At 66.2% G+C, this 13,003-nt stretch carries 12 protein-coding genes; 5 read left to right on the top strand and 7 right to left on the bottom strand.

The window, feature by feature from the left end; translation table 11 throughout:
• Positions 1 to 55: 55 nt before the first annotated feature.
• Entirely contained in the window at positions 56 to 1,381 is a 1,326-nt protein-coding gene (locus LN450_RS02370) for an MFS transporter (RefSeq protein ID WP_011348543.1), read from the top strand.
• A 194-nt stretch (positions 1,382 to 1,575) separates the two neighbouring features.
• Here the strand turns inward: LN450_RS02370 and LN450_RS02365 are convergent, their stop codons facing one another.
• The 4 genes from LN450_RS02365 to LN450_RS02350 all read right to left on the bottom strand — a co-directional run bounded on the left by LN450_RS02365 (position 1,576) and on the right by LN450_RS02350 (position 6,460).
• Positions 1,576 to 2,607, bottom strand: a complete 1,032-nt coding sequence (locus tag LN450_RS02365) for a LacI family DNA-binding transcriptional regulator (protein WP_008573641.1) — start codon at positions 2,605 to 2,607, stop codon at positions 1,576 to 1,578.
• A gap of 245 nt (positions 2,608 to 2,852) precedes the next feature.
• Positions 2,853 to 3,593, bottom strand: coding sequence for an acetoacetyl-CoA reductase (gene phbB / locus LN450_RS02360; protein ID WP_005912059.1), 741 nt, complete (start codon positions 3,591 to 3,593; stop codon positions 2,853 to 2,855).
• A gap of 118 nt (positions 3,594 to 3,711) precedes the next feature.
• Positions 3,712 to 5,040 carry a CitMHS family transporter gene (locus LN450_RS02355; RefSeq protein WP_005912056.1) on the bottom strand — a complete coding sequence of 443 codons (1,329 nt, stop codon included), beginning with the start codon at positions 5,038 to 5,040 and terminating at the stop codon, positions 3,712 to 3,714.
• A gap of 226 nt (positions 5,041 to 5,266) precedes the next feature.
• Positions 5,267 to 6,460, bottom strand: coding sequence for an OprO/OprP family phosphate-selective porin (locus LN450_RS02350; protein ID WP_011348542.1), 1,194 nt, complete (start codon positions 6,458 to 6,460; stop codon positions 5,267 to 5,269).
• A gap of 255 nt (positions 6,461 to 6,715) precedes the next feature.
• Here LN450_RS02350 and LN450_RS02345 point away from each other — a divergent pair, with 255 nt between their 5' ends.
• The 4 genes from LN450_RS02345 to LN450_RS02330 all read left to right on the top strand — a co-directional run bounded on the left by LN450_RS02345 (position 6,716) and on the right by LN450_RS02330 (position 10,692).
• Positions 6,716 to 7,417: a response regulator transcription factor gene (locus LN450_RS02345; RefSeq protein WP_005912054.1), complete on the top strand. Its 702-nt coding sequence runs from the start codon at positions 6,716 to 6,718 to the stop codon at positions 7,415 to 7,417.
• Entirely contained in the window at positions 7,410 to 8,795 is a 1,386-nt protein-coding gene (locus LN450_RS02340; protein WP_011348541.1) for a sensor histidine kinase, read from the top strand. Before LN450_RS02345 ends, LN450_RS02340 begins: the two co-directional genes overlap by 8 nt.
• Positions 8,795 to 9,844: an ABC transporter substrate-binding protein gene (locus LN450_RS02335; RefSeq protein WP_041855086.1), complete on the top strand. Its 1,050-nt coding sequence runs from the start codon at positions 8,795 to 8,797 to the stop codon at positions 9,842 to 9,844. Before LN450_RS02340 ends, LN450_RS02335 begins: the two co-directional genes overlap by 1 nt.
• Positions 9,845 to 10,053: 209 nt before the next feature.
• A complete protein-coding gene (locus tag LN450_RS02330) occupies positions 10,054 to 10,692 on the top strand; it encodes a response regulator (protein ID WP_003483405.1) in 639 nt (212 codons plus the stop codon).
• A 224-nt stretch (positions 10,693 to 10,916) separates the two neighbouring features.
• Here the strand turns inward: LN450_RS02330 and LN450_RS02325 are convergent, their stop codons facing one another.
• Genes LN450_RS02325 through LN450_RS02315 form a run of 3 tightly spaced genes read right to left on the bottom strand, consistent with a single transcriptional unit; the run spans position 10,917 to position 12,929 of the window.
• A complete protein-coding gene (locus tag LN450_RS02325; protein ID WP_039419067.1) occupies positions 10,917 to 11,285 on the bottom strand; it encodes an Atu4866 domain-containing protein in 369 nt (122 codons plus the stop codon).
• A gap of 11 nt (positions 11,286 to 11,296) precedes the next feature.
• Positions 11,297 to 11,842 (bottom strand): nuclear transport factor 2 family protein, encoded by a 546-nt coding sequence (locus tag LN450_RS02320; RefSeq protein ID WP_011348538.1) that lies wholly within the window; start codon positions 11,840 to 11,842, stop codon positions 11,297 to 11,299.
• Between the two features lie 16 nt (positions 11,843 to 11,858).
• Positions 11,859 to 12,929 (bottom strand): aldo/keto reductase, encoded by a 1,071-nt coding sequence (locus LN450_RS02315; protein ID WP_011348537.1) that lies wholly within the window; start codon positions 12,927 to 12,929, stop codon positions 11,859 to 11,861.
• Between the last annotated feature and the right edge of the window lie 74 nt (positions 12,930 to 13,003).

Below are 13,003 nucleotides of genomic sequence, written 5' to 3'. Positions count from 1 at the left end.
GCAGGGTACAGTGCGCTGCGGCCACCGGGAGCCGCACCGATGCCCAGGGCCTTGCATGTCGTCGACCGTTCCTAAGCTCTCCTTCGCGCGCATCCTGGCGCTCAACGCCGGGTTTTTTGGCGTGCAATACAGCTTCGGGCTGCAGCAGAGCAACATGAGCCCGATCTACAACTATCTGGGCGCCGACCACGCCAACCTGCCGTACCTGTGGCTGGCCGGGCCGATCACCGGCCTGGTGCTGCAGCCGTTCGTAGGGGCGTGGAGCGACCGCTCGGTGACGCGGTGGGGCCGGCGCATGCCGTACATGGTGCTGGGCGCGCTGGTGTGCAGCCTGTGCCTGCTGGCGATGCCGTTCAGTACCGCGCTGTGGATGGCGGTATGCCTGCTGTGGGTGCTGGATGCGGCCAACAACGTGGCGATGGAGCCCTACCGTGCGCTGGTGAGTGACGTACTGGCGCCGCCGCAGCGACCGCTGGGGTATCTCACCCAGAGCGCATTCACCGGCCTTGCGCAGACGCTGGCCTACCTCACGCCGCCGTTGCTGGTGTGGATGGGCATGAACCAGGACGCTGCCAACGCACACCACATCCCTTATGTCACCATTGCCGCGTTCGTGATCGGCGCGGGCTTTTCAGCAGGCTCGATCCTGCTCACCGCACGCAGCGTACGCGAGCCGGCGATCGCGCCGGCAGAGATCGCACGCATCCGCCAGCGCGGCGCCGGGCTGGGTGCGACGGTGCGCGAAATCGGCAGCGCGCTGCGCGAGATGCCGCCCACCATGCGCCAGTTGGCCCCGGTGATGCTGTTTCAGTGGTACGCGATCTTTTGCTACTGGCAATACATCGTGCTGTCGCTGTCGACCACGTTGTTCGGCACCACCGACCCCACCTCGCATGGTTTCCGCGAGGCCGGCCTGGTCAATGGACAGATCGGCGGGTTCTATAACTTCGTTGCGTTTCTGGCGGCGTTTGCGATGGTGCCGGTGGTGCGTCGCTTCGGTCCCAAGTACACGCATGCGGCCTGCCTGGTCGCCGCCGGTATCGGCATGTGGCTGCTGCCTGGCATCGAAAATCGCTGGCTGATGCTGCTGCCGATGATCGGCATTGGCCTGGCCTGGGCCAGCATGATGGGCAACCCGTATCTGATGCTGGCCGACAGCATCCCGTCCGAGCGCACCGGCGTGTACATGGGCTTGTTCAACCTGTTCATCGTGCTGCCGATGCTGATCCAGATCGTCACCTTGCCGCTGTATTACGAGCATGTGCTGCACGGCGACCCGCGCAACGTGGTCCGTCTGGCCGGCGCGCTGATGCTGGCAGCGGCAGCGGCGATGCTGTGCGTACGGGGCCGCAAGCAGGGGACGAGCCCGGCAGGGGCGTAGCAATGCGGGGCTGACATCGCTGGCTGCCGCAGATGCCAGACGCGAGTGCCTGCCGGGTTGCCTGGGGTGGCGAGTACGGTGGATCGGCTGGCCGCCGGCCCTCATTCGCCCTTCGGGCACCTTCTCCCGCAGGCGGGAGAAGGAAGCGGGTTGCCGGGCTGGTATCTCCCAATCCCGAATCCCGAATCTCCGCCTCACGCCGACTCGCGCACCACCAGCTTCACCGGCATTTCAACCGATTGCACCTGCTCGCCTGCAATCAACGCCAGCAGCCGGTCTACCAACAACCGCGCGGCCAGGCCCAGATCCTGCTGCACGGTGGTCAACGGCGGTTGGCTGTAGGCGGCCAGCGGGATGTCGTCAAAGCCCACCAGCGAAATGTCCTGCGGCACGCGATGGCCGGCCTCGACCAGGGCGCGGATTGCACCCACGGCGATGACATCGGAGGCGGCGAACAGGCCATCGGGCGGGTCGGCTTTCTTGAGCATCGCGCGGGTAAGGCGGTAGGCATCTTCGCTGACGAAATGGCTGCGCGCGTGCAGCCGCGTATCGAATTCCAGCCCGTGTCGCTCCAGCGCGTGGCGATAGCCGGCAAACCGCGGTGCCACCTCGGGCAATTGGTCGTCGCCCAGAAAGGCGATGCGCTGGCGGCCGCTGGCGATGAGATGGTCGGTGGCGAGCACGCCGCCCTGGAAATTGTCGCTACCCACGCTGATGTACGACTGCCCATCGATGCGGCTGCCCCATACCGCCATCGGCAGGCCGTCGCGTGCGGCTGCATCCAGCGCGGCGTGTTCGGAACTTTGCCCCAGCACGATCACGCCGTCGGAGCGGCTGCCGCGCGCGAGTTGTTCCACCCAGCCATCCTGATGCCGGTCCAGTTTGGAGAGCAGCATGCTGTAGCCGCGTCCGGTGAGTTCTTCGGCCAGCAGCGCCAGCATGGTCATCAGGAACGGGTCCGAAAGCGGCTGATCCAGCGCATGCATCATCGGCACTGCCACGCTCACGGTGTTGGAGCGTTTGGCGCGCAGGCTGCGTGCCACCGGGTCGACCTGGTAGCCGGCATCGGCCGCAATCTGCTTGATGTAGGCGCGCGTGCGTTCGGCCACGACCGGGCTGCCGGCCAGGGCCCGCGACACGGTGGACTCGGACACGCCCGCCATGCGCGCGATGTCGGCCATCTGCGGACGGGCAGTGAGCGTGGTGCGGTCTGAAGGTTTGGCCATGGCAGCGCGCTGCGGAAAAGCCAGAGTGTAATCAGTTCGCACTAGAGGCGGGTTGTTCGCACGGTGGCGGCTGCTTGCGCGCGCGGGCGCGGCGCACACGCGCACGCGCACGGATCTGCTGGCCTTGTGGGCGCTGCCGCAGATCGGGCGCCGGACGTGCGGGGCAGGTGGGCAGCGAGACATGCAGCGGTGCGCGGCGAGAGCGTGTTGTCGTACAGCGCAACCGACCTCGTTTGCGCGCTCGCTCAGCCCATGTAGAGCCCGCCATTCACCGCGTAATCGGCGCCGGTGACATAGGCGGCCTCATCGGAGGCGAGCCAGGCGCACAGTCCGGCAACTTCGGCCGGTTTGCCGAGCCGGCGCACCGGCACCGAGGTGGCCAGGCGATCGAGCACATCCGGCGGAAAGCTGCTGATCGAGGCGCTGGCGATATAGCCGGGCGAGATGGTGTTGACGGTGACCCCGCGCGAGGCGACCTCTTGCGCCAACGCACGGCTGAAACCATGCATCGCCGCCTTGGCGGTGGCGAAATTGATCTGGCCGATCTGCCCCTTGTGCGCGCTGACCGAGCCGATATTGACGATGCGCCCCCAGCCGCGCGAGGTCATGCCATCGACCACCTGCTTGGTGATGTTGAACAACGAATGCAGGTTGCTGGCGATCACCGCATTCCAGTCGTCGCGGCTCATCTGCCGGAACAAGGTGTCGCGGCTGCCGCCGGCATTGTTGACCAGCACATCGATCTCGCCGACTTCGGCCTTGACCTTGGCGAACGCAGCCACGGTGGATTCCCAATCGGCGGCATTGCCTTCGGATGCCACGAAATCGAAGCCCAACTCGCGCTGCTCGCGCAGCCACGACGCCTTGCGCGGCGAATTGGGCCCGCAACCGGCAACCACGGTGTGCCCGCTGCGCGCCAGTTTCTGGCAGATCGCGGTACCGACACTGCCCATGCCACTGGTGACGTATGCGATGCGGAGAGTCATTGGGTGTCACTCCTTCGGAGTTGGGATTCGGGATTGGGGATGACGGGATTCGCAATAGCGGGCAGCGGTATTCGCTTTTGCGAATCCCCAATCCCGAATGCCGAATCCCGGCGCGCGGCTAGCGCGCCAAAGGGAACAGACCAAACAACAACCCGCCGCCCAGCATCAATAGCGAAATCAGCACCGCCCACTTGAGCGTGAAGCGTTGATGGTCGGCGAAGTCGACCTTGGCCAGGCCGACCAGCAGATAGGTCGAGGGCACCAGGGGGCTGAGCAGGTGCACCGGCTGGCCGGCAAGCGAGGCGCGGGCCATTTCCACCGGGGTGATGCCATAGTGGCCGGCCGCTTCGGACAGGATCGGCAGCACGCCGAAATAAAACGCGTCGTTGGACATGAAGAACGTAAACGGCATGCTGACGATCGCCGTGATCACCGCCAGATACGGGCCCCAGCTGTCGGGAATGACGGCCAGAAAACTGCGCGACATCGCTTCGACCATGCCGGTGTTGGACAGGATGCCGGTGAAGATGCCCGCAGCGAAAATCAGCGACACCACCGACAGCACGTTGCCGGCGTGATTGACCAGGCGGCGGCGCTGCTCGGCGAGGTTCGGGTAGTTGATCATCAGCGCCAGCGCAAAGCCGATCATGAACAACACCGGCATCGGCAGCACGCCCACCACCAGCGCGCCCATCAGCGCCAGGGTCAGGATCAGGTTCACCCACAGCAGCTTGGGCCGCTTCATGTCTTCGGTGTCTTCCACGCGCGGCAATGCGTCGTTGTCTTCCGGGATGCTGGTGTCCAGCCAGTTGCCGTCCGCCGGCAGGCGCACCACGCCCAGGCGGCGACGTTCGCGCATGCCCAGATACCAGGCCAGCGTGAGAATGCCGGCGATCGCCAACACCATGGCCGGCACCAATGGCACGAACACATCGGCCGGATCCACATGCAGCGCGGTAGCGGCACGCGCGGTGGGGCCGCCCCACGGGGTCAGGTTCATCACGCCGCTGGACAGGATGGTGACGCAGGTGAGGTTGAGCGCGTTCATGCCCAGGCGCTGGTACAGCGGCAACATCGCAGAGACGGTGATCATGTAGGTGGTGGAGCCGTCGCCGTCGAGCGAGATCAGCAGCGCCAGGATCGCTGTGCCCATCACGATCTTCAGCGGATCGCCCTTGACCAGGCGCAGGATGCGGCCGACCAGCGGATCGAACAGCCCGGCATCGATCATCACCCCGAAATACAGGATGGCGAACATCAACATGACGCCGGTGGGCGCGATCTTCTTGATGCCTTCGAGCATCATCTCGTTGATGCCGGTGCCGAAGCCGCCCAACAACGCGAACACGATCGGCACCGTGATCAGAGCTACCAGCGGCGACAACCGCTTGCTCATGATCAGGTACATGAAGGTGATCACCATTCCGAAACCGAGCGCGGTCAGCATGCGGGAGAATCCTTTGAGGCGTACGGCAGGGGGAGAGTGGAGCTCAGCGTTGCGCAAGGTGCGCAGCGCCGACGATGCAGGTATGCGGTTGCTGCTGGACGTACGCGAGCTAGCGCAAGCGCGGCGTTGCGCGCGTACCTGCCGCGGTAGCGGCGCGTTGCGCCGCTATGCGCGAACAGCGTGCGCACGTCGGTGTTTCTGATTGCCGACACGATGCAGTTGCGCATCAGAAGTCGTACTGAAAGCGGCCGGTTACCGCCAGCGTGTGGTCGACCACTGCGTTGGCGATGCGATCGCGGTTGTGGCTATCGATCACGTTGAGCATCACGCGCAGGTTCGGCTTGAAATACCAGTTGCCGCCCAGCGTCCACGACTGCGTGCTTGCGTTGATGAAGTCCGGTTGCCTGTCCAGATGCTGGCCGCCACGCATGTAGTCGTAGCGCAATGCCAGCTCGAACGCACCGGAGGGGCGGTTGGGCGTGGCGATGCGGCTGAAGCGGCCGGTCTTGCGGTCGTACCCGCGCGATTCGCCGGTGACGAACCAGCTGACCAGCCCATAGCTGGCCAACACCTTGGCGTGCTGCGCGCCATCGTCGAGCAGGCCACCGCTGAATTCGCTCTGCCACGACCACGGGCCGAGCACTTCTGCATATTCCAGCGACCATTTGTCGAAATCGGTATCGCGGCCATCGGCAAAGCGCGCCAGGGTGATGCGGCTATTGTTGGCCAGATCGTTTTCCGGACGTGGGCGGATCAGCAGCGATGAAGCGCCCCCGCTGCCCGGATGCGAATAGCGCTCGTGCGCCAGCGAGACACCCAGGTGGCGCAAGCGCGCCTGGCCCATCTCCGGCGCGTAGGTCAGGCGCGTGCCGAGCGCACCGCCCTTGGTCGAAGAATTGTCGATGCTTTCCAGGCTGTAGGCGGACGTTGACCAGGTTGCATTCGGGCGACTGGTCTGCCAGGAAATGGCCTTGCGGTAGATCGGCGCCAGCGTGGTCGAGGCGTAGCCGCGTTCCAGGAACGGGCCGTAGTTGGAGCCGGTGCGATCGTCGAGCGAGAAGTACTGCTTGAATTGGCCAACGGTCAACGTACCGGCCGAGAACTTCTTGGCGATATAGACATCGCGCGCCAGGATGCCGCGGCTGCCCGCCTCGTATTGCAGGCCGGCGAAATCCGCCTCGGCCTTGTAGTTGAAACCGTAGAACTTGCCGGACACGTCCAGCCACACGCGGCGGAACTGGGTGTCGTTGTGCTCGCGTGCACCACGGTCGTCGTTGTCGAACATGGTGAAGTCCCAATGCACGCGCCCGCCCACTTCGGCAGTGACCGGGCCGGCCTCGTCGGCTGCATGTGCCGCCGGTGCCAGGCAGATCGCCGCGCAGGCGCCCAAGGCACGCAAACGCAAGGTGTCGTTGCTCACAGACCCTCCCAGGTACAGGTGTGAATCACGTTTGGCAATGCACCGCACAACCGCCGCGGCGCGTTGGCAGCAGCCTAGTCCGGCGAAGCTGTCATGGACCTGTCGTTTGGGGGCGGGGATTGGGGAGTCGGGATTTGGGATTCGTAAAAGCAGAGTTGCAACAGCGGCGAGCTTTTGTACGCGTGGCCTGTTACCTTCCGGCCGCGACCAACCGCTGTTCCGAATCCCCAATCCCTATTCACGAATCCCTGCCCCATGCGCCTTCTGCTGGTCGAAGACAATGCCGATCTCGCCGATGCCATCGTGCGGCGCATGCGCCGTAGCGGACATGCGGTGGATTGGCAGGCCGATGGGTTGGCGGCGGCCAGCGTGCTGCGGTATCAGAGCTTCGATCTGGTGGTGCTGGACATCGGTCTGCCCAAACTCGATGGGCTGCGGGTGCTGGCCGGCATGCGCGAGCGGGGCGATACCACGCCGGTGCTGATGCTGACTGCGCGCGATGGCATCGAAGACCGCGTGCAGGCACTGGATGTCGGTGCGGACGATTACCTGGGCAAGCCGTTCGACTTTCGTGAGTTCGAAGCGCGTTGCCGCGTGTTGCTGCGGCGTAACCGGGGGCAGGCCAGCGAGGTGGTGCAGATCGGCGGATTCGTCTTCGACAATGCCGCGCACACGCTGCTGCTGGATGGCGTGCCGATCGAGTTGCCCAATCGCGAATATCGCCTGTTCGAGATCCTGATCGGACGGCTCGGACAGGTGGTTGGCAAGGACGAGATCGGCAACGGCTTGTTCGGCTTCGACGACGACGCCGGCCCCAATGCGATCGAGCTGTATGTCGGCCGGCTGCGGCGCAAGCTGGCCGCCGCGCCGTTGCGTATCGTCACCGTGCGCGGTGCCGGTTACAAACTCGAAGAAGCCGACCCGCATGCGCCGGTGGAGCCGGGCGCCGATGGCTGAGCCGCTGGTGGTGGCACCGTCGATCCGGCGCACCTTGCTGCTGTACCTGGGCAGCCTGTCGCTGCTGGGTGCGGTGGTGCTGTTCTTTGCCGCACGCGATTACGGCGAGCGGGCGGCCAATCGGTCCTACGATCACCTGCTGGTGTCCTCGGCGCTGTCGATCATCGACAGCGTGGCGTTGGTCGGCGGTGACTGGCAGGTGGATCTGCCGTATGCCTCGCTGGATCTGCTCGGCATGGCGCCGGAAGACCGCGTGTTCTATCGCGTGTTCGATGCGCAGGGCCGCACCATCACCGGCGAAGACACGCTGCCGCCGCCGCCGCGTGCGCCCCGCGACGAGCGGCCGCTGCTGTTCGATGCGCAGTACAGCGGCGAGCCGGTGCGCTTTGCGGTGGTGATGCATCGGGTGGCGTCGGCCTCGGGGCAGGGCGAGGTGCGCGTGCAGGTGGGCCAGACCCGGCGCGCACGCGATGCGGTGGCGCGCGATGTGGTGCTCAACGCCTTGGTGGCGATCGGCGTGCTGTCGCTGCTGGCGCTGGGCCTGGTGTGGCTGGGGGTCTACCGCGCGTTGCGGCCGCTGCAGCGCATCGAGCGCGATCTGTCGCGGCGCGAACCCTCCGACCTCAAGCCGCTGAACGTGCCGGCGCCGCAGGAAATGCAGTTGATGGTGACCGCGCTCAACCGGTTCATGGCGCGGCTATCGTCCAGCAACGAAACCCTGCGCGCCTTCATGGCCGAAGCCGCGCACCAGATGCGCACACCACTGGCGGCCTTGCGCGCGCAGGCGCAGCTGGCGATGGACGACGACGACCCGCACGAGATGCAACGCAGCCTGGTGGCGATCGAGCGCAACGCCAGCCATATGAGCCGGCTGCTCAATCAGTTGCTCAGCGATGCCAGCGTGATCCACCGCGCCAACCTGCAGCGCTTTGCCACCGTGGATCTGGCCGATGTACTGCATCAGGCCCTGCACGAAGCGCTGCCGCGCAGCCCAGGCGCACCGCGCGTGCAGCTGGCGATCGACCCGAAACCGGCGCTGCTGCGCGGCGATGCCTTGCTGCTCCGCGAGGCGCTGAAAAACCTGATCGACAACGCCTGCAAATACGGTGCCGGTGCCCCGCTGCAGGTGGCGCTCACCAGCGACGGCAACCACCACGTGCTGACCATTGCCGATCATGGCCCGGGCATTCCGGCGGCCGAAGCCGAGCGTGTGTTCGAGCGTTTCGTGCGGGGGGCGGATGCCCCGGCCGGCGGCGCCGGGCTGGGGTTGGCCATCGTCAAGCGCGTGGTGGAAGCGCATGGCGGGCGCATCGATCTGTCCAACCGCATCGGTGGCGGCTTGATCGCCTCGCTGCATTTTCCCGGAGGAGACGCGTGATGCGGGCGATGTGGATGCTGCTGTTGCTGCTGGTCCATGGCCTCGCCTGCGCGGCGCCCGGCGATGTGCGGCGCTTTCCTGCACAGGGCCCGGTGCGTGTGCAGCTGCGCGTGCAGGGCTCCACCGACCTGGAAGTGTTCGGCGCAGTCATCCGGGATTACCAGCGGCTGCATCCGGGCACCGAGGTGATCTACGAAGACGTGATTGCCTGGGACATCTATGACCGTTATCTGCACCCAGGCCATGGCGCACCTGCTGCAGACATGCTGATCAGCGCCAGCATGGATCTGCAGACCAAACTGGTGAACGACGGCCACGCGTTGGCGCATCGCTCCGCACAGACCGAAGCCTTGCCGGCGTGGGCGCAATGGCGCCATGAAGTGTTCGGCATCAGCTACGAGCCGGTGGCCATCGTCTACAACACGCGCAAGCTGGATGCCGCCCGCGTGCCGCGCACGCGCCGGCAGTTGCTGGCGTTGTTGCGCGCGCCCGATGCACCGCTGCGCGGCAAGGTCGGCACCTACGATGTCGAACGCAGCGGCGTGGGGTATCTGTTCGCGACCCAGGACGGCCAGGTGGGCAGTATCGCCGGCGCGCTGCTCGCGGCGCTGGGGGCCAACCGGGTGGTATTGGAGGAGCGCACCGGCAGCCTGCTCGACCGGGTCAGCCGTGGCGAGCTCCTGCTGGCCTACAACGTGCTTGGCTCCTACGCGCAGGCCCGCATCGATGCGGGCGCGCCGCTGGGCATCGTGCAGCCGCAGGACTACACGCTGGTGGCGCTGCGCACGGCGGTGATCCCCAAGACGGCGCCGCATGCGCCGGAGGCGCGCCGGTTTCTGGACTACCTGCTTTCGCCGCGCGGCCAGCAGGTGCTGTCGCGCGAGGCGCGGCTGATGCCGATCCTGCCGGCCGCCGGTGGCCGCGGCGGTTCGGCGCAGCCACCGTTCCGCCCGATCCCGCTCGGCCCCGGTCTGCTGGTGTATCTGGACAAGCTCAAGCGCCGCCAGTTCCTGGACGCCTGGCGGGCGAGCACGCAGCCGCCGCGTTAGAGCGTGTGATGCACGTTGAGATGAGATGCGTTGGCCGTCAGCGGTGTGGAGCGGCCACCGCTTGGCTTGTCTTGGCGCCAGCCAAGCCGGCGCCACGCAGCACCCGCTCCGTGCCGCTGACGGCCAACCCTCCGCTTCGCACTCACTTCAACGTACATGACACGCTCTAGTGCAAGGCATCGGCGGCGGCGCTGTGCCAGACTTGGCGCATGGCTGATCTCACCATTCTCGTCGCCGACGACCACCCGCTGTTCCGCGCCGCCGTCATCCACGTGCTGCAGCAGACCCTGCCGCAGGCCAACGTGGTGGAAGCCTCCAGCGCTGCCACCCTGAGTGCCATGCTGCGTTCGCATCCGCAGGCCGAGCTGGTGCTGCTGGATCTGGCCATGCCCGGTGCACGCGGTTTTTCGGCGTTGTTGCACGTGCGTGGCGAACACCCGGACATTCCGGTGGTGGTGATCTCCTCCAACGATCATCCGCGTGTGATCCGGCGTGCGCAGCAGTTCGGCGCGGCCGGGTTCATTCCCAAATCCACGCCGGCCGAATCGATCGGCACCGCGGTGGCCAGCGTGCTGGAAGGCGGCACCTGGTTCCCGCCGATGACCGCCGAGCGTTCGGAGGCCGACGCACAACTGGCTTCCAAACTCGCCCAGCTCACGCCACAACAGTTCCGTGTGCTGCTGAGCCTGGCCGATGGCCTGCTCAACAAGCAGATCGCGCACGAACTGGGCCTGGCCGAGAACACCGTCAAGGTGCATGTCACCGCGATCCTGAAAAAGCTCGACTGCTACAGCCGCACCCAGGCCGCGGTGTTGGTCAAGGCGCTGGAGCCGGAAGGCGAGGGCTGAGCTAGCCTGCGCAACGGGTGGCCGCGCATTGCCGTCTGCAGCCCACATGACACATCCCGCAGAACGCATGCAGGCATTGCGCCTGCGCATCAAGAGCGGCTGGCAAAACGCAGCGAGCAGTCGTCAGGTGAGCATGGACTGCGTACTCAGACCCTCAGTGCACGCACAGCTACATGTGGCAGCGAGCACCAGCCGCATGGCGACTGCCGCAGTGTCTATTGGCTCTAGGCCGGCGGCTGCCGATAGAACACCATGCCGCCATGATGCAGCTCGTCGTCGGTGACGAAGCGGCCATCGGCGGTGAAGCCGGTGTCGTCCCAGTATTCGATGTGAGTGCCGGTGATTTCGTAACGGCCCTGGTAGGCGCTTTGGCGCGTGCCGCGGGCCTCGTCGTAGCGGCCGTTCGGCAGGAGTTCCTGCCGGATCCGTCCGTCGCCGGTGACCCACATGCCGAGATAGGGGTGTGCTTGCATCGGATGTCCTGGTTGCTGGGTCGCGATAGTGGTCGGCGCCTTAGGCGGTTGCGCAGCTGCCGCGAACGGGCAGGCGAGCGCCGAGCCGGCGCCCAGCGCCACCGCGATGGCGGCTTTCATCGGCCTGTCGCTCATGGGCTGGCCCTGCGTTGCATTTGGCTGCGACCGCGCTGCAGCACGGCGTCGTAGGCGGGCAGGTCCAGGAACGCGTTGACCTCGACCGCCTTGCCACCGGCCATCCGCATGATCCATGCGTAGCGATTGCGATAGCTGCCGCCATCGCGCAGCGTGGCCACGCCTTCCCACTGCACGATGACGTGCTCGCCATCGGCCCAGATGCGTTGCTGCACGGGCCGCAGTGGCGAGGCCAGGCGCTCGCTCAGCGGACGCACCGCGGCGTCGACCAACACCTCGCGACCACGCAAGGTGCCGGCGCTCGGACCGGAGCCTTCGATGGTCCACACCACCTCGGGCGACAGCAGCGTCTCGAAGATACCGCTGCCCCCGTTTCGCCACTGCGCAAAGGCCGCTTCGACGATGCGCTTGTTGCAGATGGGCACGAGTTGCTCTGCGCAGGTGTCTGTGGATGCAGCATCCTTGGATGTGGCGCCGGCATTGCCTGCGAACGCTGCGGCGACAAGCAGCGCTGCCGCAGCGAGGGTTGAAAGTCTGGTCATGGCTGCTCCGTGGTGGTTAGGTGCGCAGCTGCACGTGATGGGTGCCGTAGATCAACTGCTGCGCCATCGGCCTGCCGATGAAGCGTTCGGGGAAGATCGGCGGCACTGCGCTGACCGCGTCCAGGCGCGCGACATGCGCGTCGCTGAGCACGATCTCCAGCGCGCCGAAGTTGTCTTCGGCCTGCTGCAAGGTGCGTGCGCCCATCACCGGCGACACGACGGCCGGGTTGCGCAAGGTCCAGGCCAGCGCCACCTGCGAGCGCGATGCGCCCAGTTCATCGGCGACCGCACCGACCACATCGGCGATCTCCAGCGCGCGTGCATTGAGATGCCCGGTCGAGGCGATCACGCCCTTGCGGCTGCTCGACACCTCTGCCGCATTGTCGTCGGTCAGATCGGCGCGGCTGTATTTGCCGGTGAGGATGCCACCGCCCAGCGGCGACCACGGCAACACGCCCAGGCCGAGTTCGCGCGCCATCGGCAGCAGCTCGTGTTCGACGCTGCGTTCGACCAGGCTGTACTCGATCTGCAGCGCCACCAACGGCGACCAGCCGCGCAGGTCGGCCAGGGTCTGCAATTGCGCCACGCGCCAGGCCGGCGTATTGCAGATGCCCAGATAAAGCACCTTGCCCGATTGCACCAGATGCTCCAGCCCGCGCATCACCTCGTCCGGTGCGGTGGTGAAGTCCCAGGCGTGCAGGTACAGCAGGTCGATCCGGTCGGTGGCAAGTTGGCGCAGGCTGGTTTCAACCGAGCGAATCAGGTTCAGGCGATGATTGCCGCCGGAATTGATGTTGTCCGCATCGCGCGCCATGGTGAATTTGGTGGCCAGCACGAAGCGTTCGCGTCGGTCCTTGATCAACTCGCCGAGGATGCGTTCGGAGCCGCCGTTGGTGTAGTTCACTGCGGTGTCGATGAAGTTGCCGCCGCGGTCGGCATAGGCGTCGAAGATGCGTTTGGCTTCGCCTGCATCTGCGCCCCAGCCCCAGGCTTCGCCGAAGGTCATGGTGCCCAGCGACAGGGGCGAGACGCGCAGGCCGGAGCGGCCGAGCAGGCGGTAGTGGTCCAGTGAGCGTGGCTGATGCATGCGTGATGTCTCCCGGTAGCGACGTGGTGCGTGTTGCCAGCCACTGTGCCGCGGCGCGGGGGGCGAGCGTGAGC

Source organism: Xanthomonas euvesicatoria pv. euvesicatoria, from assembly GCF_020880415.1.
GTDB lineage: Bacteria > Pseudomonadota > Gammaproteobacteria > Xanthomonadales > Xanthomonadaceae > Xanthomonas > Xanthomonas euvesicatoria.
Note: the sequence above shows the minus strand (reverse complement) of the source record. Positions and strands in the feature narration are given on the sequence as shown.